At 72.7% G+C, this 19,348-nt stretch carries 23 protein-coding genes; 11 read left to right on the plus strand and 12 right to left on the minus strand.

Going from position 1 to position 19,348, the window contains the following annotated elements:
• Nucleotides 1-45: 45 nt before the first annotated feature.
• From ACFZBB_RS05550 to ACFZBB_RS05565, 4 genes are all read right to left on the minus strand, one after another.
• Complete coding sequence (locus ACFZBB_RS05550) at nt 46-402, minus strand: VOC family protein (protein ID WP_391118089.1); 357 nt, start codon at nt 400-402, stop codon at nt 46-48.
• Nucleotides 403-596: 194 nt separating this feature from the next.
• Nucleotides 597-1,388 carry a metalloregulator ArsR/SmtB family transcription factor gene (locus ACFZBB_RS05555; protein WP_391118485.1) on the minus strand — a complete coding sequence of 264 codons (792 nt, stop codon included), beginning with the start codon at nt 1,386-1,388 and terminating at the stop codon, nt 597-599.
• A gap of 174 nt (nt 1,389-1,562) precedes the next feature.
• Nucleotides 1,563-2,327, minus strand: coding sequence for an MgtC/SapB family protein (locus ACFZBB_RS05560; RefSeq protein ID WP_391118091.1), 765 nt, complete (start codon nt 2,325-2,327; stop codon nt 1,563-1,565).
• 157 nt (nt 2,328-2,484) lie between these two features.
• Entirely contained in the window at nt 2,485-3,477 is a 993-nt protein-coding gene (locus ACFZBB_RS05565; protein ID WP_391118093.1) for a zinc-binding dehydrogenase, read from the minus strand.
• 132 nt (nt 3,478-3,609) lie between these two features.
• On the opposite strand from ACFZBB_RS05565, the gene ACFZBB_RS05570 reads away from it, so the two are divergent.
• Nucleotides 3,610-4,281 (plus strand): TetR family transcriptional regulator, encoded by a 672-nt coding sequence (locus tag ACFZBB_RS05570; RefSeq protein WP_391118095.1) that lies wholly within the window; start codon nt 3,610-3,612, stop codon nt 4,279-4,281.
• Nucleotides 4,282-4,331: 50 nt separating this feature from the next.
• Here the strand turns inward: ACFZBB_RS05570 and ACFZBB_RS05575 are convergent, their stop codons facing one another.
• A complete protein-coding gene (locus ACFZBB_RS05575; RefSeq protein WP_391118097.1) occupies nt 4,332-4,505 on the minus strand; it encodes a hypothetical protein in 174 nt (57 codons plus the stop codon).
• Nucleotides 4,506-4,547: 42 nt separating this feature from the next.
• Here ACFZBB_RS05575 and ACFZBB_RS05580 point away from each other — a divergent pair, with 42 nt between their 5' ends.
• On the plus strand, nt 4,548-5,069 hold the full coding sequence (locus ACFZBB_RS05580; RefSeq protein ID WP_391118099.1) for a hypothetical protein: 522 nt from the start codon (nt 4,548-4,550) through the stop codon (nt 5,067-5,069).
• A 90-nt stretch (nt 5,070-5,159) separates the two neighbouring features.
• Here the strand turns inward: ACFZBB_RS05580 and ACFZBB_RS05585 are convergent, their stop codons facing one another.
• Nucleotides 5,160-5,834 carry a lytic transglycosylase domain-containing protein gene (locus tag ACFZBB_RS05585; RefSeq protein WP_391118487.1) on the minus strand — a complete coding sequence of 225 codons (675 nt, stop codon included), beginning with the start codon at nt 5,832-5,834 and terminating at the stop codon, nt 5,160-5,162.
• 217 nt (nt 5,835-6,051) lie between these two features.
• Between ACFZBB_RS05585 and ACFZBB_RS05590 the strand changes: the two genes are divergently transcribed.
• The gene (locus tag ACFZBB_RS05590; protein ID WP_391118101.1) at nt 6,052-6,627 is read left to right on the plus strand and encodes a TerD family protein; all 576 of its coding nucleotides are present in this window, start codon (nt 6,052-6,054) and stop codon (nt 6,625-6,627) included.
• A gap of 127 nt (nt 6,628-6,754) precedes the next feature.
• On the plus strand, nt 6,755-6,997 hold the full coding sequence (locus ACFZBB_RS05595; RefSeq protein ID WP_391118103.1) for a hypothetical protein: 243 nt from the start codon (nt 6,755-6,757) through the stop codon (nt 6,995-6,997).
• On the opposite strand, the gene mgtA is transcribed toward ACFZBB_RS05595, so the two are convergent.
• The 3 genes from mgtA to ACFZBB_RS05610 are packed head-to-tail and all read right to left on the minus strand — an operon-like array spanning nt 6,970 to nt 10,751.
• Entirely contained in the window at nt 6,970-9,759 is a 2,790-nt protein-coding gene (gene mgtA, locus ACFZBB_RS05600) for a magnesium-translocating P-type ATPase (protein WP_391118105.1), read from the minus strand. The two genes, ACFZBB_RS05595 and mgtA, sit on opposite strands and share 28 nt — an antisense overlap.
• Nucleotides 9,743-10,102, minus strand: coding sequence for a metalloregulator ArsR/SmtB family transcription factor (locus ACFZBB_RS05605; RefSeq protein WP_391118107.1), 360 nt, complete (start codon nt 10,100-10,102; stop codon nt 9,743-9,745). The genes mgtA and ACFZBB_RS05605 overlap by 17 nt, the downstream gene beginning before the upstream one ends.
• 52 nt (nt 10,103-10,154) lie before the next feature.
• Nucleotides 10,155-10,751 carry a helix-turn-helix domain-containing protein gene (locus ACFZBB_RS05610; RefSeq protein WP_391118109.1) on the minus strand — a complete coding sequence of 199 codons (597 nt, stop codon included), beginning with the start codon at nt 10,749-10,751 and terminating at the stop codon, nt 10,155-10,157.
• Nucleotides 10,752-10,789: 38 nt separating this feature from the next.
• Here ACFZBB_RS05610 and ACFZBB_RS05615 point away from each other — a divergent pair, with 38 nt between their 5' ends.
• Entirely contained in the window at nt 10,790-11,299 is a 510-nt protein-coding gene (locus ACFZBB_RS05615) for a phytanoyl-CoA dioxygenase family protein (protein ID WP_391118111.1), read from the plus strand.
• 16 nt (nt 11,300-11,315) lie between these two features.
• Here ACFZBB_RS05615 and ACFZBB_RS05620 read toward each other — a convergent pair whose 3' ends face one another.
• Nucleotides 11,316-11,876, minus strand: a complete 561-nt coding sequence (locus ACFZBB_RS05620; protein WP_391118113.1) for an isochorismatase family protein — start codon at nt 11,874-11,876, stop codon at nt 11,316-11,318.
• 77 nt (nt 11,877-11,953) lie between these two features.
• Between ACFZBB_RS05620 and ACFZBB_RS05625 the strand changes: the two genes are divergently transcribed.
• The 3 genes from ACFZBB_RS05625 to ACFZBB_RS05635 all read left to right on the plus strand — a co-directional run bounded on the left by ACFZBB_RS05625 (nt 11,954) and on the right by ACFZBB_RS05635 (nt 14,578).
• Nucleotides 11,954-12,400, plus strand: a complete 447-nt coding sequence (locus ACFZBB_RS05625) for a MarR family transcriptional regulator (RefSeq protein ID WP_391118116.1) — start codon at nt 11,954-11,956, stop codon at nt 12,398-12,400.
• A gap of 257 nt (nt 12,401-12,657) precedes the next feature.
• Nucleotides 12,658-14,043, plus strand: a complete 1,386-nt coding sequence (locus tag ACFZBB_RS05630; protein WP_391118489.1) for an MFS transporter — start codon at nt 12,658-12,660, stop codon at nt 14,041-14,043.
• Nucleotides 14,044-14,215: 172 nt separating this feature from the next.
• The gene (locus ACFZBB_RS05635; RefSeq protein WP_391118118.1) at nt 14,216-14,578 is read left to right on the plus strand and encodes a hypothetical protein; all 363 of its coding nucleotides are present in this window, start codon (nt 14,216-14,218) and stop codon (nt 14,576-14,578) included.
• A 41-nt stretch (nt 14,579-14,619) separates the two neighbouring features.
• Here the strand turns inward: ACFZBB_RS05635 and ACFZBB_RS05640 are convergent, their stop codons facing one another.
• Nucleotides 14,620-14,994, minus strand: coding sequence for a hypothetical protein (locus tag ACFZBB_RS05640; RefSeq protein ID WP_391118491.1), 375 nt, complete (start codon nt 14,992-14,994; stop codon nt 14,620-14,622).
• A gap of 47 nt (nt 14,995-15,041) precedes the next feature.
• On the minus strand, nt 15,042-15,752 hold the full coding sequence (locus ACFZBB_RS05645; protein ID WP_391118120.1) for a helix-turn-helix domain-containing protein: 711 nt from the start codon (nt 15,750-15,752) through the stop codon (nt 15,042-15,044).
• 52 nt (nt 15,753-15,804) lie between these two features.
• Between ACFZBB_RS05645 and ACFZBB_RS05650 the strand changes: the two genes are divergently transcribed.
• The 3 genes from ACFZBB_RS05650 to ACFZBB_RS05660 all read left to right on the plus strand — a co-directional run bounded on the left by ACFZBB_RS05650 (nt 15,805) and on the right by ACFZBB_RS05660 (nt 19,015).
• A complete protein-coding gene (locus ACFZBB_RS05650) occupies nt 15,805-16,482 on the plus strand; it encodes a DUF2249 domain-containing protein (protein ID WP_391118122.1) in 678 nt (225 codons plus the stop codon).
• A 272-nt stretch (nt 16,483-16,754) separates the two neighbouring features.
• Nucleotides 16,755-17,738 (plus strand): ROK family protein, encoded by a 984-nt coding sequence (locus ACFZBB_RS05655; RefSeq protein ID WP_391118124.1) that lies wholly within the window; start codon nt 16,755-16,757, stop codon nt 17,736-17,738.
• 236 nt (nt 17,739-17,974) lie between these two features.
• Nucleotides 17,975-19,015: a substrate-binding domain-containing protein gene (locus ACFZBB_RS05660; RefSeq protein WP_391118126.1), complete on the plus strand. Its 1,041-nt coding sequence runs from the start codon at nt 17,975-17,977 to the stop codon at nt 19,013-19,015.
• Nucleotides 19,016-19,348: the final 333 nt, after the last annotated feature.

The following is a 19,348-nucleotide window of genomic DNA, read 5'->3' on the forward strand; positions in this document are numbered from 1 at the left end:
GGGCGTCGTCACCCGGCGCGTGGCCGGACTCGCGCGGGTCGGCGGTCATTGGTCCTGGAGGATACCGAGGACGTTGCCGTCGGGGTCGGTGACGGTGGCCACCAGCCGGCCGCCGCCCACGTCCGACGCCGCGTCCTTCACGGTGGCGCCGGCGGCGGTCAGCTCGGCCAGCTTCGCCTCGATGTCCGACACCTCCCAGTACACCACCGGGGACGTCAGTCCCTGCGGGCCGCCGCCCGGCACCAGCCCGATGTGCTGCTCCCCGGTCTCGAAGCCCACGTAGTACGACTCGTCGGTCTGCGGCTCGATGCCGAGCAGCGCCGCGTACACCGCCTTGGCCTTCGGCAGGTCGGACACGGGGTGCAGCACGGTCTTGATGCCCTGGGTGGTGGTGCCGGTCATGATCGCTCCTGTGGTCGCGGGCCGCATGGACCCGGTGTTTCCGTGCCGAGTTCCCCTGACGTTCGGGGGCTCGGCGTCCATGCGATTCACGCTACGGGCGGGCGCCGGGATCCGCTTCTCCATTCCTGACCGGTCCCGCGCCACCTTCGCGACCGGCCCTTTCCGCCGGTGCCCGGTGCCGGTGCCCGGTGTGCTCAGGCGTGGGCGGTGGGGGACATCTCCCAGGGCGCCTGCGGCAGTACCTCACCGGTTTCGAGCAGCGACTTGAGGTTGGCCAGCACGGCGGGCCAGCCCCGCGAGATGCCGTTGAACATGTCCGTATTGGACAGCTTCTCGTGGGTCACGGTCAGCCGCACGATGTCCTGGTGCGGCTCGACGAGGAAGGTGACCTCCGACGGCTCGCGCGGCGGCTCCGTGCCGACGGAGTCCTCGAAGGTGAGGACCAGGCGCGTGGGCGGCTCGGCCTCCCGCACCTGGCCGACGGCGTCCACGGCGCCCGAGCCGTCGGCGCGGCGGTGCTCCCAGGCCGAGCCCGGCCGCCAGTCCGAGACGTTGGCGTGCCCCCAGTACCGCGCGGTCAGATCGGCGTCGGTGAGGGCACGCCACACCTGCTCGGGCGTCGCCCGGATGTAGGTGACGTAGACATAGGTCGGTACGGATACGGATTCGTCGGTCATGGCGTACTCCTCTGCCAGGTTCTTGATGGCGCTCAGCGCCCGCAGCCGGGGCTTGTCGAACCCCGAGATCCAGCGCTCCTCGATGTCGTGGATGGGCGCCGGATTCAGGTAATGCAGCCGCTCCCGCCCGCGGCGCACCACGGTCACGAGATTGGCCTGCCCGAGCAGGTCGAGATGCTGCGTCACCGACTGGCGGGCCATGCCGAGACGCTCGCACAGCTCACGCAGCGTCTGACCGTTCTGTTCCCGCAGCCGGTCCAGCAGGAGTCGCCTGGTCGGGTCGGCCAGTGCTTTGAAGACCGGGTCCATCTCGCTCGGTTCTGGGCTCACTTCCCCATTATGCAGGTATCTGCCTGCCTATTGTCAACGGCGCAGGTCGGCGACGTAGGCCCGATGGGTCAGCTCGGGGCCGCCGCCCGGCGGCACCGTCCACGCGGCGCCGAGCACCGCGCTGTCGGGGCAGGGACGAGGGCGCGTCCCCGGTCAGTCGTCGGATTCGTCGGCGACCGACGAGACGCTCAGCAATTCCTCGAACTCGGACAGGCCCGCGACCAGGTGCTCGGGGCTGCCGGTGCCCTCGACGTCGACCGCGACCAGGGCGGTGCCGCCCTCGGTGGGGTGCCAGTTCTCGTCGTCGGGGTGCTGGGCGGCGCGGTCGACCCGGACCTGGACGACGCGGAACCCCTGGGTGGCGGTGTATTCGAGGACGCGGGTGAGGACGCCGGTGCCGATCCGGTACGCCAGGTGGATGCGGGTGCGCTCGGGGGTGGCGAGGGCCGGGACCCGGCGGGTGAGCCACGGGTAGCCCTGGACGACCAGGAAGTGCGCGAGGGTGACTCCTATGGCCAGCAGCGGGAGACCGCCGCCGCAGGCCATGCCGACCGCGCAGGTGAGCCAGACCGTCGCCGCGGTGGTGAGGCCGCGGACGGCGTCGCGCCGTACGAAGATCAGGCCGCCGCCGATGAAGCCGATGCCCGAGACGATCTGGGCGGCCACCCGCGACGGGTCGAAGGAGACGGCCTGCATGCCCAGCACGGCGTTGAACCCGTGCTGGGACACCTCCATGAACAGCGCGCTGCCGACACCGACGAGGGTGTGGGTGCGCAGCCCCGCGCTCTTCTGCTGCGTGGCGCGCTCGGCGCCGATCAGGGTGGACAGCAGCAGGGCGAGGCCCAACTCGGCGAACTGCCTGGCCCCTTGGCCCGCGCCGGGATCGAAAAGCGGCAGAGCGAACGAAATATGCTGCATGAGGAGATCCTGCCACCGGCCACGGGGGCGGCGCGGAACCGGCTCTCCCGCGACCGGTTGGGCGGATCAGCGCATCAACCGATGAGCGCGTACGGGGACGGGCCGCCTGCGGAGCCCGCGCCGCGAGCGACTGCCCAGCTCTGGACGGCGGTTCGGGTTACGGCGTCAGGACGATCCGGCCGAACACCTCGCCCGCGTCCATCTTCCGGTGCGCCAGCGCGGCCTGCTCCAGCGGCAGCACCTCGTGCACCGCGAGAGGCAGTTCGCCGCGGCTCGCGGCGGCGAACTGCGCGGTACGCACAGCGGTCAGATCGGCCGCGGCCACGGTGTCGGTGCTGAAGGTGGCGAACGACAGGGACTTCTGGAAGGCCGCGATCATCGTCATGCCGAAGTCGGCGGGCGGCGGGCCGCCGACCACGCCCACGGCCACCATGCGGCCGTTCGGCCGGAGCCGGCCGAAGAAGGACGGCAGGTCCGCGCCCGCGACGATGTCGATGATGACGTCGTATCCCCCGGGAGCGTCGTCGGAAGTGTCGTCGGCACCGGAACCGCTGCGCATGATGTCGCCCGAGCGGTCCAGCACATGCGTCGCGCCGAGTGCGCGCAGCCGCTCGCCCCGCTCGGCCGACGACGTCGTGACCGCCACCGCGGCGGCGCCCGCGCGGGATGCCAGATGGACCGTCATGATCCCGATGCTGCCCGCCGCGCCGCGCACCAGCACCGACTCGCCGGGGGCGAAGTGGGCGTGGGCCAGCGCGAAATGGGCCACAGTGCCCGAGTTGCCGAGCGTCACCGCGTCCACCGCCGACAGCCCGTCGGGCAGCGCGAGGACCGCCTCGACCGGGACGGCCGCCTGCTCGACGTAACCGCCGCTGAGCCCGGTGAACGCCCACACGCGCCGCCCGATCCACGACGTGTCGACGCCGTCGCCGACCGCGGTCACCGTACCGGCCGCCTCGCTGCCGAGGATGTGACCCTCCTTGAAGCCGTACGAGGCCAGGGTGCCCCTGCGGATCACGGCGTCCACGCCGCCGACACCGCTCGCCTCGACGCCGATGAGCACCTGCCCGGCGGCGGGCGCCGGGGCGGGGAGGTCGACGACCGCCATGCCCTCGGGGCCGCCGAACGTCTCGATCGCGACTGCCTTCACTGTCTGCTCCCTGCGCTGGTCCACGGCCGGTCCCGGCCCTCGTGGTCCGCGCCCGTCCGGAACCCGGCGGCCTGCGGACCTGGTCCTTCGGACGGTAACGGACGCCGCCGTCCGTTTGGCTAAAGTGAGAGCGTGACCGACGAATTGCCTCACACCCTGCGCTCCGACGCCCTCGACAACCGCGAGCGCATCCTCGAAGCGGCCCGCGAGGTGTTCGCGACCGAGGGGCTGAACGTGCCGATGCGGGAGATCGCCCGGCGCGCCGGGGTCGGCCCCGCCACCCTCTACCGCCGCTTCCCGACCAAGGAGACGCTGGTCACCGAGGCGTTCACCGGTCAGTTGCGGGCCTGCCACGACATCGTGGACGAAGGGCTCGCCGACCCGGATCCCTGGCGCGGCCTCTGCCTGGTGATCGAGAGGATCTGCGAGCTGCACGCCCGCGACCGCGGCTTCACCGCGGCCTTTATGTCGACGTTCCCGCACGCCGTCGACTTCGACGCGGGCCGCGAGTACGCGCTGAAGGCGGTCGCGGAACTGGCCGCCCGCGCCAAGTCCACCGGCCGCCTGCGCCCCGACTTCGTGCTGGACGACCTGACCCTCGTCCTCATGGCCAACAGCGGCATCCACGCGCCGTCACCCGCGGCCCGCGTCGCGGCCTCCCGGCGCTTCGCCGCCTTCGCGATCCAGGCGTTCCAGGCGTCCCCGCAGCACGCGCCGCTGCCGCCCGCGGCGCGGCTGTCACCCGTACCGCCGGTCATCCCCGTGGCGTCCGCCCGTACGCCGACCGCCGCGCCCCGCCGCTAGAAGGTCCGTCCCGCCAGAAGCTCCGGCCCGCGTACGTCAGCCGGTCGCGGTCAGTCGGTCGCGGTCGGCCGGTGTACGCGGTGGCGGCCGATCGGGAGGATCAGCGGGGTCCGCGAGACCTCGTCGGTGACGATGCGGCACTCCATGCCGAAGATGTCGCGGACGGTGTCCTCGGTGACGACCTCCGAGGGTGCGCCCTCGGCGGCGATCCGGCCGCCCTTCATCGCAGTGAGGTGATCGCCGTACCGGCAGGCGAGGTTGAGGTCGTGGAGGACGGTGACGACCGTGGCGCAGCGCTGCCGGTTGAGGCGGCCTGGCTGGCCGTGCTCGCCGCGGACTTCCTCGCGCTGTCGCTGTGCTTCCGCTTCGGTTCCCGCTCCACCGTCGCCGCCGCCGAGCGTTCCGCGCACGCCGTCCGCGTACGGCTCACCGACCGGATGCTCGCGCCGGACGGGACGGCCGTACGGGACCGGATGCCCGGCGACCTGGTGTCGGTCGCCGTCTCGGACGCGCAGAACGTCGGCAGATTCACCACGTCCGTCGTCCAGGCGATCGCGTGCGTGTTCGCGCTCGTCCTCGGCGCGGTCCTGCTGCTGCGCATGTCCGTCACGCTCGGCCTGCTGGTGCTGCTCGGCACTCCCGCCGTCCTCTTCGCGGTGCATCTGCTCGGCCGCCCGCTGGAACGCCGCGGCGCGGCGGAACAGGCCGCCGCGGGCGGCCCGTACGCCGAGCTGTGGTCGGCCTGGTCGTCGCGGGCGACCGCGCCCGCCACGCCTCCCGTGTCCTGAGCCGCGACACCCGGAGTCCGGCACAAGGCACAAGGCCTGGGGCATCAGCCATGAGGTGTCCGGCGTCCGGCTCCGGCGCCCGCCGCGCGGTCAGCCGGAGCCGCGCACGTCCCGTCCCGCGGCGGCCCAGTTCGAGGTCAACTGGTCGAGATAGGACTGGGCTTGTGATCCGGGGGTGACGCCTCGGGCGAAGGCGAGCATGTTGCCCGCGCCGGTGTTGTAGCCGAGTGCGATCAGCTGATTCACCGTCAGGGAGGTGGAGCGGTGGGCGGGGAGCTGGGCGGCCAGGTCGTGCAGATACCAGGCCGCCGACTCGATGGCCAAGCCGGTGTCGTCGGGCAGCTCGTCCCAGTCGCGGCCGGCGAAGTCGCGGCCCCGCCTGGTCTCGTCGAAGGTGGCCTTGTGCATGTTCGCGATGCCGAAGGCGGCGTCGGGCTTGAGCTTCTGCCAGGCGCGCTGGAAGGCCGGGTCGTGCGGCTTGTAGTCCTCGTTGTAGAGGATCGCCATCAGCACCTGCGGGTCGATCCCGGCGCGGGCCGCGTACCGCTTGACCTGCGGCGCGTACCGCGCGAGACCGTCACTCGCGGAGGCCGAGGGTTCGGCGGACGTGCTCGGCGCGCTGCTGCTCGGCCGGGCGGAGCTGCCGGCGGCCGACCGGTCGGCCGCGTCGGGGCTGTGCCCGCGGCCCCCCGCGGCCCATCCGGCGACCACCAGGGTCGCCAGGACGACCCAGGGCCACCGCTTCCGGGGCTTGTCCACCGCCACTGTCCCGCCGCCTTCCGTCACCGCACGGTGCCACCGTACGGACTCGCCCCGCGACACGCGCGTCCGCCGCGTCGCGAGGGGGTACCGACCTCCGCCGCAGGTCCGGGCCGGGACCTGTGAGCACTTCAAAGATTGCGCAATCAAGGAACCGCGTCGCGCGGATCCTCGTTCTTCTCAGTAGAGGACGCGGAAACAAGCGGGAAGGTGGAGAGGGCTCGTGGGTGTGACTCTGTCCAAGGGCGGCAATGTCTCTCTGAGCAAGGAAGCCCCCGGACTGACGGCCGTCACGGTCGGCCTGGGGTGGGACGTACGGACCACGACGGGTTCCGACTACGACCTCGACGCGTCCGCGCTGCTGTGCGACGCGGGCGGGAAGGTGCTGAGTGACCGGCACTTCGTGTTCTTCAACAATCTGGAGAGCCCGGACGGCTCCGTCACGCACAGCGGCGACAATCTGACCGGCGGCGGTGACGGGGACGACGAGCAGATCAGGGTGAGCCTCGCGACGGTCCCGCTCCAGGTCGCCAAGGTCGTCTTTCCCGTGTCGATCTACGAGGCCGAGAAGCGCGGCCAGAGCTTCGGCCAGGTCCGCAACGCGTTCATCCGCATCGTCAATCAGGCCGACGGGCGCGAGCTCGCCCGCTACGACCTGACCGAGGACGCCTCCACCGAGACGGCGATGGTCTTCGGCGAGCTGTACCGCAACGGCGCGGAGTGGAAGTTCCGCGCCATCGGCCAGGGGTACGCCTCCGGTCTCGCGGGCATCGCCACCGACTTCGGCGTCAACGTCTGAGGTCCACCGAGCCGGGGCCGCCCCTTCCACCCCCCCCTGGGGGCGGTCCCACCCCCCCGTCGCCTGAATCCCGCCACGTCCGCACCCGCGACAGTTCCCCAATTGCGTAATCGATAAAGTGTCGCGCATGGAGAGAGCAGGAAACGGCGCCGACGGCTGGGAAGCCGCGGTACTTGACGGCGGTCCGGCGGACGGCGTGCGGATACGGGTGGCCGGACGGCCGCGAGTGGTGCAGGTGAGCTGTCCGTGCCCCCTCGACGACGAAGCGGGCACGACGGGCGTACGGGTGGACGCGCTGCACATCTATCGACGCAAGTCCCGCGCCGGGGACGCCCCGTTGCGCTACGGCTTCGACGCCGCCAGTCCCTGACGGGCGGCGATCCGCGCCTCGTATCGCGTCTTCGCCATCACCAGCGCCGTCCCGTACGACATGAGGACCGCGGCGAGCAGCGCGTAATAGAAGAGCGGGAGCGCGGTGAAGCCGAGGGCGGGGGCGAGGGGGGAGAGGGGGACGAGGATGCCGATGGCCGCCAGCGCGCTGGTGGTCAGCCGGATCGGGCCGGGCGCGCGGCCCTCCGCGGCGGTGCGGCCGGTGCGCAGCAGCAGCATCACCAGGGCCTGCGTGAGCAGATTCTCGGTGAACCAGCCCGACTGGAACGCCTCTTGGCTGGCGCTGGTGCCGAATCCCCTGATGGACAGGGCGAGGATGCCGAAGGTCGCCACGTCGGCGATGGCGTTGAGGATGCCGAAACCGGTGACGAAGCGCAGGATGGCGCGGGGTTCGAGGGCCGAGGGCCGCGCCATGTCGGCGGTCGGCGGCCGGTCGTAGGCGAAGGCGAGCTGCGCGCCGTCGAAGCAGAGATTCTGCACGAGGACCTGCATCGGCAGCATCGGCAGGAAGGGCAGCAGCAGCCCGGCGGTGAGCATCGCGATGACGTTGCCCAGATTCGAGGACAGCGCGATCCGCAGATAGGTGGCGATGTTGCCGCTGCTGCGGCGCCCGGCGACGATCGCGTGGCAGATCGCGGTGAGGTCCTTCGCCGCGAGCACGACGTCTGCCGCCTCGCGCGCCACGGCGGTGGCGTCGCGCGGGCTGATCCCCACGTCGGCGGCGTGCAGCGCGGGCAGGTCGTTGACACCGTCGCCGAGGAAACCGGTGACGTGGCCGCCCGCGCGCAGCGCCCGCACCACGCGGGCCTTGTGCGCGGGGGTGCAGCGGGCGAAGACCGTGGTGGTCTCGGCGAGTTCGGTCAGAGCGTCGTCGTCCAGCCCGTCGATCGTGTCGCCGGTGACCACCCGGCCGGGGTCGAGTCCGATCTCGTCGCAGGCCCGGGCGGCGGTGCCCGGATGGTCGCCGGTGAGCACCTTCACCGTGACACCGCGCCCGCTGAGCGCCGTCAGGGCGTCGGCCGCCGTGTCCGCCGCCGCGTCCCGCAGCCCGACGACGCCCAGGAACGTCAGCCCGTACTCGTCCGACGCGGTGACGGACGACGCGCCGGACCTCGCGGGCCGCTCCGCCGCGGCCACGGCGAGCACCCGCAGACCCCCCTCGGCCCGCTGCGCGCACATGGACAGCAGCCGCGCGCGGGCCTCGTCGTCCAGGTCGGTGTCCCGGCCGTCCACGCGCTGCCGCACGCACCGGGTGATCACCGCCTCCGCCGCGCCCTTCACGACCAGCGCGTGCGTGCCGGGACTGCCCGGTGTGCGCAGCACCACCGTGGCCAGGCGGCGTACGGGATCGAAGGGGAGCGCCGCCACCGCGTCGTGGTCGAGGTCGTCGCCGCGCTCCTCCGCCGCGTCCAGCAGCGCCTCGTCGAGCGCGTCGGGCGAGGGCAGCTCGGCGAGCTGGAGGGTCCACAGACTGTTGACGGCCGCCCAGTGCAGGATGTCGGGATTGTCGTGCCCCTCGCCGTCGACATGGCAGGCGACGACGGGCCGGTCCTGGGTCAGGGTGCCCGTCTTGTCCGTGCACAGGACGTCCATCGCGCCCAGGTCGTGCAGGGCGGGCAGCCGCTTGACGATCACGTCGCTGCCACGGGCGAGCAGGGACGCCCCCCTGGCCAGCGTCGTGGTCACGACGACCGGCAGCATCTCGGGCGTCAGGCCGACCGCCACCGCGACCGCGAACGGCAGCGTCTCCAGACCGCGCCCGCGCAGACCCGCGTCGGCCATGAGCACCAGCGGCGGCGTCAGCAGCATGAACCGGATGAGCGACCAGGAGATGCCGTGCACGGAACGGTCGAAGGCGCTCTCCCGCCGCCGCGTCGACATACCGCGAAAGCCCCGCGCGAACCGGGTGTGCTCGCCGGTCGCCATCACGACCCCCGTCGCGCTGCCCGAGGCGACGCTGCTGCCCTGGAGGCACAGGTGCGGTGACTCCTGCGCGGACGACGAACCGTGCCGGTGCCGGCGGTCGCCGGTCGCCCCGTCCCCCGGCTCCTCGTCGGAGGCGGGCGACGCGTCGCCGGCCGGGCCGGGACTCTCCACCGGATACTTGGCGACGGGCGCGGACTCCCCGGTCAGCGCGGCCTGGTGCACGGTGAGTCCGGTGGCGCGCAGCAGCCGCAGATCGGCCGGGACCAGATCCCCCGGGCCGAGCAGGACGACATCCCCGGGCACCAGCTGGTCGACGGGGATCTCGCGGGTCTCCGGCGCGCTGCTCGCGTCCGCTCGACGGCGTACGGTCGCGGTCGCGGCGACCAGTTCCCGCAGCGCCGACGCCGACTGGTCGGCGCGGTACTCGCCGCTGGAGCGCAGCACACAGCTGACCGTGACCAGCGCCATGATCACGCACGCGGTGTTCCATGCGGCGACGGCGGCCGACACCAGGGCGAGGCAGAACAGCACGGTGGTGAAGGGATCGCGCAGGCTGCGCAGAAAACGGCGCGGCCAGGAGACGGAGCGCAGCGCGGGAAGGACGTTCTCGCCGTACCGGGCGAGCCGGTCCTCGGCCTGCGACTCCAGCAGCCCGCGCGGACCGCTGCCGACCACGCGCAGGAACTCCAGCGTGGGCAGATCCGCCGTGTCGGGGGCGGTGAGGTGACCGGGCGGCGCGCCCTGCTCCAGGCCGTCGACCGGCTCGGGCGCCGCCCAGGCGGTGGGACGTGGTCCGCTGTCAGGCGCCCAGGTCACGGACGCGCCCAGGCGTTGTCGTGTACCCACCGCGTTCGGCGAGCTGCCGCAGCATCCACCGCACCATGGTCTCCACGTCCGGGTCGTCCACCAGGTACACCACGTGCCGTCCCTCACGGCGCGACCGCACCAGACCGGCGAGCTTGAGCTTCGTCAGGTGCTGGCTGACCGCGGGCAGCGCGCCGCCGACCCGCTCGGCGAGCGCGGTCACATCACTCTCGCCCTGCATCAGCGTCCACACCAGGTGCAGCCGCGCGGGCGAGGCCAGCAGGCCGAAGGCCGCGGCGGCCTGTGTCAGCACCTCAGCGGGCAACTCCTCGAAGTCGTCCCCGCCCCTCGCCACCACCGCTCTCCCTCCGGACCGCGCCTGCGCGCCGACCGCGCGAGCGCTCAGTCTAGAGCGTGTCCGTGAACGCCGGACCTCTCCGTGACCTGCGCTTCACCGGAGCCGGACACCGACCCTCCAGCGCGGCCGGGTACCGCCGCGTGAGGCCACGGGGCACCGGCCCGTCGCTGCGCCGGGCGCACCCGTCGTCACGGCGCCGGGCGCACCCGCGGCTCGGGACGCGACTGCCGGACTCAGGGGCGCCGAGTTCGGCTCGGCGAAATCCGCGGCGGTACGCGCTCGGCGGGACCCGGCGGATCTCCAGGAAGCGGCGGTTGAAGTTCGAGAGATTCGCGTACCCGCAGTCGGCCGCGATGTCGGCGATCCGCCGGTCGGTGTCGCGCGGCAGGACGCACGCCGCGTTCACGCGCAGGAGATTGAGATAGGCGGTGACGGTGGTGCCGGTCGTGCGGCGGAAGAAGCGGCTGGCGGAGCTGGGCGCCATGTGGGCGGCCTCCGCGAGCTCCTCCAGGCCGATCGGGCGGATGTAGGCGGCGTGCATCAGCCGGACCATGGCGTCGATACGGGCGCCCGCCGCGCGGTCCAGCGTCGGCGCGTGGTGCTCGCCCGCCAGCGCGCGCCCCCGGCCGCACCCGGACAGCCGCACGAGGATCCGTAGCGGCGGCGCTGCTGGGGGTGGACTCCGTGCGGCTCTACCACGACCAGGCGCTGCACAAGGAGCCCGGCGGCGGGATCACACCGTGGCACGCCGATCAGTACTACTGGCCGCTGGCGTCGGACCGGACCGTGACGCTGTGGCTGCCGCTCCAGGACATCCCGGCGGAGATGGGCCCGTTGGCCTTCGCCGCGGGCAGCCACCGCTTCGCGTACGGCCGCGACCTGCCGATCAGTGACAACTCCGAGCGTGCGCTGCAACAGGCCCTGGCGGAGCGGGACGTCCCGCTGAGCGAGGCCCCGTACCGGCTCGGCGAGGCGAGCTTCCACGGCGGGTGGACCTTCCACCGCGCCTCGCCGAACCGCTCGGGGACCGCCCGCCGGGTCATGGCCGTCATCTACATGGCCGCCGACATCACCGTGTCGGAGCCCGTCAACGACTCCCAGCGCAAGGACCTCGCGAGGTGGATGCCGGGCACGGAGTCCGGCGCCGTGCCCTCCTCGCCGCTCAACCCCGTGCTGTTCCCGGTCGCGGGGTAGGGCAACAGCCGTCGGCTCAAAGGGACGTGACCCATTCGTCGGCGGTCATGACCTGGGCCTGCTTGGGGAAGACCTTCTCGATGAGGATGCGGTGGACATCGGGCTCGTTGTCGGCGCAGGCGTCGGACAGGACGGTCAGGCGGTAGTCGAGGTCGGCCGCCTGGCGGATGGTGGACAGGACGACGCCGCTGGTGGACAGGCCGGTGAGGACGAGCGAGTCAGCACCGGCGCCGCGCAGCAGGACCTCCAGGTCGCTGCCGGTGAAGGCGCTGACCCGGCGCTTGACGGCCACCGGCTCGTCGGCGCGCGGGGCGAGCGCGTCGACCACCTGGGTGGCCGGGTTGTCCTGGGTGAAGGCGTCCCCGGCCTGGCTGAGGGCGCTGAAGGAGAGGTTCGAGGCGGCGGTCTCCGGATAGCCAGGGCGGAAGGCGACCCGTACGAAGATCACCGGAATCTCGGCGGCGCGGGCGGCCTCGACCGCGCGGGCCGCCGCGGCCACGACGGAGTCGTCGGCGATGCGCTGCACGATGCCGTTCTGGAAGTCCATGACCAGCAGGGCGGTACGGGATGCGGACATGAGGGGCGGGTCCTCTCGGCGGAGAAAGTAGACAGTCTCAACTGAACAGTGAGGATTAAACAGTGTAGGCTGACGATATGCAAAGTGAAGCGAAGCCGGTCGCTCCCGGCATGCTCCAGGCGTCCCTGGACGTCCGCGTGGTGGTGGGCAGACTGCGCCGCCGCATCCTCCAGGTGACGGACGGGGAGGATCTGACCCCGTCGCAGTCGTCCGTGCTGATGCGCGTCAGCCGGGGCGACGCCGTCACCGCCGCCGCGCTGGCCGACGCCGAGCACGTACGGCAGCAGTCCATGGCCGTGACGCTGTCCTCGCTCCAGCGGCTGGGACTGATCCACCGCACCCCCGACCCCGCCGACGGCCGCCGCCAGATCGTCGAGCTGACCCCCGCGGGCCGCGAGCGCGCGGAGGGCGCGCGGCAGGCGGGCGTGGAGTGGCTGGCGCGCGCCCTGGAGGAGCAGTACGACGACGCGGAGCGGCACACGATCAGTGAGGCGATGCGCCTGTTGGGCAGGCTGACGAACTGATGGCCGCGATACCGCAGGGACGGCCCGAGCAGTCCGAGCCTTCCGAGCAGCCCGAGGCGTCCGCCGTGCCCGCCGTACGAACGGAGCAGGCCGCCGTACGACCGGAACGGACCGCCGCGTCGGGCGCGCCAGCCGCCGTACAACCCGCCGCAGGGTCCGCCGGACCGGCCGCTCCAGGCCGGTCCCAGCGGCCCGAGCGGCCGGGACCCTCCTCCGCACCGGCCGAGGGCGCCTTCGACCGGCGGCTGCTCGCGCCGATGATGATCGGCTCGATCCTCAATCCCATCAACTCCTCCATCATCGCCGTCGCCCTGGCGCCGATCGGCGCCGCCCTCGGCGCCGACGCCGCCCAGACGGCCTGGCTCATCTCCGCGCTCTACCTGGCCACCTCCATCGGGCAACCGCTCGTCGGACGGCTGGTCGACATGTACGGCCCCAAGCGGCTGTTCCTCGCCGGGGCCGCGCTGACCGGCGTCGCCGGGGTGATCGGCACCCTCGCTCCGAACCTCACCGTCCTCGTCGCCGCCCGCGTCGTCCTCGGCTTCGGCACTTGCGCCGGTTATCCGGCCGCCATGTACCTGATCCGCAGCGAGGCCGAACGCACCGGGATGAAGAGCCCCGCGGGAGTGCTCACCACGCTCGCCGTGACCGGCCAGACCGTCGCCGTCATCGGCCCGACCCTCGGCGGCCTGCTCATCGGACTCGGCGGCTGGCGGAGCACCTTCGCCATCAACATCCCGCTCGCGATCGCCTGCCTCGTCCTCGGCTGGATCTACCTGCCGGGCAGGACCGCGCTCGCGCCGTCAGGCGCCGCCGACGGCGCCCCGCCCCCCGACGGCGGGCCGCGCCCGCGCAACCGCCTCGACTGGGCGGGCATCCTGCTCTTCGCCGCCACCCTCGTGTCGCTGCTGCTGTTCCTCATGGACGCCCGCACCGACCGGGCCTGGCTCATCGCGCTCACCCTGCTCGCGGGCACCGGATTCGCCCTGCGCGAGCGGCGCGCCGCCGACCCGTTCATCGACGTCGGCGTCTTCGCGGGCAACATCCCGCTGCTGGCGACCTACGCCCGCACCTTCGTCGCGTACACCGTCTCGTACTCCTTCATCTACGGCTTCACGCAGTGGCTGGAGGACGGCAGGGGGCTGAGCGCGTCCGCGGCCGGGCTGCTCCTGCTGCCCACCTTCGCGGTCGGCATCGTCGTGTCCACCCTCACCGGGCGCAAGGCAGTCGTGCGCGGCAAGCTGGTCGTCGGCGCCGTGGCCCAACTCGTCGCCTGCGCCATGCTGTTGGCCGTGGGCGGCCATGCCGCGGTGTGGCTGCTGGTCGCGGTGGCCGTCGTCCTCGGACTGCCGCAGGGCCTGGTCAGCCTCGCCAACCAGAACGCGCTCTACTTCCAGGCCGATCCCGCGCGCATGGGCGCGTCGTCCGGGCTGCTGCGTACGTTCATGTATCTGGGCGCCATGGTCGCCTCCTCCGCGACCGGCGCCTTCTTCGGCCGCCGCGCGACCACCTCGGGACTGCACGGCCTCGCCCTGTTCATGCTCGCCGCCGCGGCCGTCTTCCTCGTCCTCACCCTCGTCGACCGCTCGCTCGGCCGGATCGCCGCGCCGCAGGAGACGAAGGAGGCCGCGCCCGCGCGGTGAGGGGCACGGCGCTCAGCCGGAGCCGCGTCCCGGCACCCTCAGCAGGCGCGACACCGCCGGCAGCCCCAGAATCCTCGGCAGGAGCAGGCCGAAGGGGAATCGCGAGGGCTACGCCCGCGACCGTGGCCCACACGCGCTCGTCGGCCCGGGCGCGGGCCTGGTCGGGCTCCGCGTGCAGCAGCAGGAGCAGCACACGAGGATCGTGGAGTACGCGGGGAGGCCCGCCACGCCCGTCCCCGGCGCGCCGACACCGGGCATCAGCCTCGACGCGGTGCGCTGGATGCACCACCGCCAGGTCGCCGTCTACACCGGTGACCGGGGCGACGCCTTCCCACCGCTCGATCCGAATGGGCCGTCGCCGCTGCACGGCGTGGCACTCGGCCGGATGGCCATGCCCCTGATCGACGCCTCACAGCTCGACGATCTCGCCGCGCTGTGCGCGGAGTTGGGGCGCTACAGCTTCCTGCTCTCCGTCGCACCGCCGCGCATCCACGGCATGACCGGTGTCCCGGTCAACCCGATCGCCCTCTTCTGAGCGACCGGTTCCGGCACCGTGGGGGCACCGGTTCGCGGGCGTCAACCGGCCAGCAGCAGGACGCCTGCCGTGATCAGGGCCGCGACCTTGGCGGCTTCCAGGCCGATGTAGGCGTAGTGGGCATGGGAGCGCGGCGGGTCCTGCCCGGCCAGGACCGCGTTCGAACGGCGGGTCAGGCGGGGCCGTACCAAGGCCAGTTGGAGGACGAGCAGGGCCACGGCGGCAGTCAGTGCGACCATCGCGCGGGCGGAGAGGGACCCGCTGGCCGCGACGGTCAGCAGGGCCACCGCGAAGACCCCTTCGACGGAGTTGAGCGCCCGGAACACCAGGCGGCCGATGCCGAGACCGATACGGACGGTGACGTCCGGGGCTCGGAATTTCAGCGGCGCCTCCAAAAAGGAGATGGCGAGGACCATCCCGAGCCAGGTGAAGACCAGGGCCGCCGAGGCCGCCGCCGACGCGCTCAACGCCCCTTCCCTTCCACGGGGCTTGCCGCCCGGTCGAGGTGGACCACGCACAGGCCGGGTTCCACGAACGGCTCCAGCCGCTCGGCGGTCAGTGGCGCCTCCATTGCGGCCAACGCGCCCTGGATCAGGCCCAGATGGATCGGGCAGACGATCTGGGACCGTTCCTCTGCCAGGTCGAGGAACGGGCAGTGCCGCAAGCCGATCCTGTCGACGGCGCCGCGCGGAGGGCGCTCCGGAGCGAAGCCGAGGTCGTCGAGCAGGCGTATGAGACCTTCGACCGCGCGCGCCTCGGTGACCGTGCCCGACGGGGCTGTCGCGTCCGGCGCCTCGGCCAACTCGCCGCCCCATGCGCGCCCGGCCGCGACCGCCGCCTGCGTGGGACGGGGCCTGTGCGACAGCTCCTCGACGAGGATCGACGCGAGCAGCCGGTAATTGCGCGGCCTCGTCCGGTCCATGCCAGGGCTGGCGCGGAACAGCAACGGCGGTCTTCCCGGCCCGGTGCGCGCGGCCGTGACCTGCTCCGCCTGCCCGTGCCCCACCAGTGTGTCGAGGTGGAACCGGGCCGTGTTCGGGTGCACTTCGAGGCGGCGGGCGATGTCGGCGATGCTCAGCGGCGCCGCCGATCGCCGGAGCAGGTCGAGGACGTCCCGCCGACGGCCGGCGGGCGCGTCGGTCACGGCGTCCGTGGGATCGGCGGGAGGTGTCATGCGCTAGAGTTTACACAATCGCCACTTGTAGAAATAGAGGGAGGCGCGGCCTGTGCCAGGACCCGAGCTCGACGTACGTCCGCTGCCCAAGCCCGGCAGGCACCCAGCCGTCTTCGCCGCGTACGACGCCCTCGCCGTGGGGGATTCGCTGGTCCTGCTCATCGACCACGACCCCCGCCACCTGCGCGAGGAGTTCGACACGGAGCACCCGGGCGGCCACGACTGGCAGTACGAGGACAAGGCGCCGGGAGAGTGGCGGATCCGCATCCGCAAACTCGCGTCGACCTCGTTGCCCCGCGTCCTGACCGGCGCGCGGCCACCGGACTCCCCGGATTCCCCGGTATCCCCGGTGTCCCAGGACGTCCGGGATTCCGTGGACGGGCCGGGCGCCCCGGCCGTCGCATCGCCGGGCGTGCCCGACGCCTCCGGCGCGGTGTGGAAACTGCGCATGCGTGACCGCGACTTGGACTCCAACATCATCCAGCTCCCGCCGCACGCGGGCATCGCACCGCACCTCGGCCCCGACCTCGACGTGCTCGTCCACGTCCTCGACGGCGACGGCCGCCTCACCACCGAACTCGACCAAGTCCCCCTCGCCCCCGGCGACCTGGTGTGGCTCCCGCGCCGCTCGCTGCGCGCGTTCACCGCGGGACCGCACGGCCTGCGCTACCTGACCGTCCATCAGCGCCGCCAGGCCCTCGTCCTCGCGCCGCCGAGCCCCCGCGTCTGAGGGACCCCATGTGAGGGGCCGCATGGTGCGCGGTCGGCGGTGAACGGCGCCGACGAGGTCTGCCCGGACCGGGCGGTGCGGAGGACACCGGGCATGGACCGGACCGCGATACGAGGGCAGCGGTCACGGCGTGGAGTGTCGTCGTCCATAAAACGCTGTAGTAGCATGCTGGTCCGAGATCTACTCCTTTGCGCTGACGCACGCCTAAATGGGGCCAGTTCCCACGGCCGGCCCGTCTCCCGTCTCTCTGCCGTGAACGGAGATCCACCCCCATGGCCACTGATGCCGCGCAGCCGTCCTTGCTCCTGCCCGAGGTCGGAGGGCGACTGCTGGCCGCCCTGGACATCGGCGGGACGAAGATCGCCGGAGCGCTGGTGGACGCCGAGGGCCGCGTACGGCACCGGGTCCGGCGTCCGACGCCCACGGGCGCCGACTCGGCGGTCCTCGGCGCCGTCCTCGAGGTGCTGGCCGAGCTGACCGCGCATCAGGACTGGCGCGCGGTCACGGCGTTGGGTATCGGCAGCGCGGGTCCCGTCGACATCGCGGCGGGCACGGTGAGCCCGGTGAACATCCCCGCCTGGCGCGGATTCCCGATCGTCGAGCGCGTACGGGCGCATCCCGCCGTGGCGGGAAAGCCGGTGGTGCTGTGCGGCGACGCCGTGGCGATGACGGCGGCGGAGCACTGGATCGGCGCCGCGCGCGGATACCGGAACGCGCTGTGCATGGTGGTCTCCACCGGCGTCGGCGCCGGACTCATCCTTGACAACGCTGTCCGCAGCGGGCCGACCGGCAACGCGGGGCATCTGGGGCACATCACCGTCGACCTGCTCGGCGAGCCGTGCGTCTGCGGATCGCGGGGCTGCGTCGAGCAGTTGGCGAGCGGCACGTCCATCACGCGCCGCGCGCTGGAGCAGGGCTGGCGGCCCGAGGAGGGTCCGGCCGACGCGGCGGCGGTGGCCGTCGGCGCCCGGCGGGGCCACCCGGTCGCGCTGGCGGCCTTCGACTCCGCCGCGCGGGCCCTGGCCGCGGGCATCGCCGCGGTCGCCACCCTGGTGGAGATCGAGGCCGCCGTCATCGGCGGGGGCGTCGCCGAGGCCGCCGACGTGCTGTTCCCGCCGCTGCGCCGCCACTTGGAGTCGTACGCCGTGCTGCCGTTCGCGGCCGGGGTGCTCGTGGAGCGGGCCGCGCTGCGGGGGGACGCCGGACTGGTCGGTGCGGCGGCCATCGCGGGAGCGGCCACGGCCGGAGCGCGCTGAGCCACGGGCCCGCGTCGCGGCGTACTGCCGGGGCGTGGGCCCGTCGGCCGGCCCGCGGCCGGTTGGGCCGCTGACAGTCGCCGACCGGCGCGTATGCAACGTTTGAGTGTACGCTGAGCCGACGAGGCGGCTCGCACGGTCCACCCCTCGGCCGGGACGCCCGCGACCCGCGACTTCCGGCCCCGGTGCGGCGCGTCTCGGCATGGCCCGACCACGAGACGAAGGCGGATATCCGGGTGAGCCAGACGGCAGCAGCGGGCGGTGGGCGCAAGGCCACGATCAAGGACGTCGCCCGGCGTGCGGGAGTCTCGCCGTCCGCTGTGACCATCGCCGTGCACAACAAGCCGGGCGTGTCGTCCAGTACGAAGGAACGCATCCTCCAGGCCGCCCGTGACCTGGGCTGGAGCCCGAACCAGGCGGCGCAGTCGCTGTCCGGCCGGGCGCTGCACACCGTGGGACTCGCCATCGCCAGACCCGCGCGGATGCTCGGCCTCGAACCGTTCTACATGGAGTTCATCTCCGGTATCGAGAGCGTGCTCGGCCGTCACTCGTGCTCGCTCCTGCTGCGGCTGGTCGAGGCCGACGACGAGATCGAGGTCCACCGCGAGTGGTGGCAGGGCAACCGGGTCAACGGCAGCATCCTGGTCGACCTGCGGGTGGACGATCCGCGTATCCCGGCGCTGTCCGCGATCGGCCTGCCCGCCGTGGCCGTCGGACATCCCTCGCTCGCCGGTCCGTTCACCTCTGTGTGGACCGACGACGCCGCCGCGACCGTCGAGGCGGTCCGCTATCTGGCGGCGCTCGGGCACCGCAGGGTGGCCCGGGTGAGCGGACCCGCCGAGCTGGGGCACAGCGCCATCAGGACCCGCGCGTTCACCGAGACGGCGGCCGAGCTGGGCCTGTCGGCCCAGACCGTCGTCGCCGACTTCTCCGCCGACCAGGGCAGCCGCGCCTGCCGTACGCTCCTGCTCTCCGCCGAGCGCCCCACAGCGATCGTCTTCGACAACGACATCATGGCCGTCACCGCGCTGGGTGTGGCCGCCGAATTCGGCCTGTCCGTGCCGCAGGACCTGTCCCTGCTCGCCTGGGACGACTCGCAGTTGTGCCAGCTCACCCGGCCCATGCTCTCGGCGATGCGGCACGACATCTTCTCCTTCGGCGCCGACGTCACCGAGACGCTCTTCGATGTGATGACGCATCAGAAGCCCGCGTCGCACGCGGCCCAGATCCCCGGCCTCGTCCCGAGGGGTTCGACGGCGCCGCCGCCGAGGCCGTAACACCGCGCTGTCGTCGGGCTGTTGAGGTCGGACCGCCGGTGACGGTGAGCCGCCTCACCGCTGTCGGCGCCGTGTCCTTCGCTCGTACGAGTACGTTTTCCCGTGCTGTGGCCCGCTCGGGCGGTTGCGCGTGCCTGGCCGCGCGCCGCGATTCCCCCCGGTTACTGGTGAGTTACTGGCACGTTTTAGAAAACCTGTGCCGGACTCATTGACATGGCCTAGACCAGAGTTCTAGCTTCCAGGCGTTGGTCTTTCCGCCGTTTTCCCGTGGCCGTGATGACGCGATATCCCGCATGCCACGGACGCGCGGCATGCAACGTTCCACCCCCATGG

This window comes from Streptomyces sp. NPDC008139 (assembly GCF_042957025.1).
In the GTDB taxonomy this organism is placed as follows: Bacteria; Actinomycetota; Actinomycetes; order Streptomycetales; family Streptomycetaceae; genus Actinacidiphila.

Coding starts and splice junctions, on each gene's coding strand:
- ACFZBB_RS05655 (WP_391118124.1), top strand. CDS start 16,755: ATGGCCACTGATGCCGCGCAGCCGTCCTTGCTCCTGCCCGAGGTCGGA.
- ACFZBB_RS05550 (WP_391118089.1), bottom strand. CDS start 402: ATGACCGGCACCACCACCCAGGGCATCAAGACCGTGCTGCACCCCGTG.
- ACFZBB_RS05630 (WP_391118489.1), top strand. CDS start 12,658: ATGATGATCGGCTCGATCCTCAATCCCATCAACTCCTCCATCATCGCC.
- ACFZBB_RS05625 (WP_391118116.1), top strand. CDS start 11,954: ATGCAAAGTGAAGCGAAGCCGGTCGCTCCCGGCATGCTCCAGGCGTCC.
- ACFZBB_RS05555 (WP_391118485.1), bottom strand. CDS start 1,388: ATGGACCCGGTCTTCAAAGCACTGGCCGACCCGACCAGGCGACTCCTG.
- ACFZBB_RS05575 (WP_391118097.1), bottom strand. CDS start 4,505: ATGAAGGGCGGCCGGATCGCCGCCGAGGGCGCACCCTCGGAGGTCGTC.
- ACFZBB_RS05645 (WP_391118120.1), bottom strand. CDS start 15,752: ATGACACCTCCCGCCGATCCCACGGACGCCGTGACCGACGCGCCCGCC.
- ACFZBB_RS05620 (WP_391118113.1), bottom strand. CDS start 11,876: ATGTCCGCATCCCGTACCGCCCTGCTGGTCATGGACTTCCAGAACGGC.
- ACFZBB_RS05560 (WP_391118091.1), bottom strand. CDS start 2,327: ATGCAGCATATTTCGTTCGCTCTGCCGCTTTTCGATCCCGGCGCGGGC.
- ACFZBB_RS05595 (WP_391118103.1), top strand. CDS start 6,755: ATGGAGAGAGCAGGAAACGGCGCCGACGGCTGGGAAGCCGCGGTACTT.
- ACFZBB_RS05640 (WP_391118491.1), bottom strand. CDS start 14,994: ATGGTCCTCGCCATCTCCTTTTTGGAGGCGCCGCTGAAATTCCGAGCC.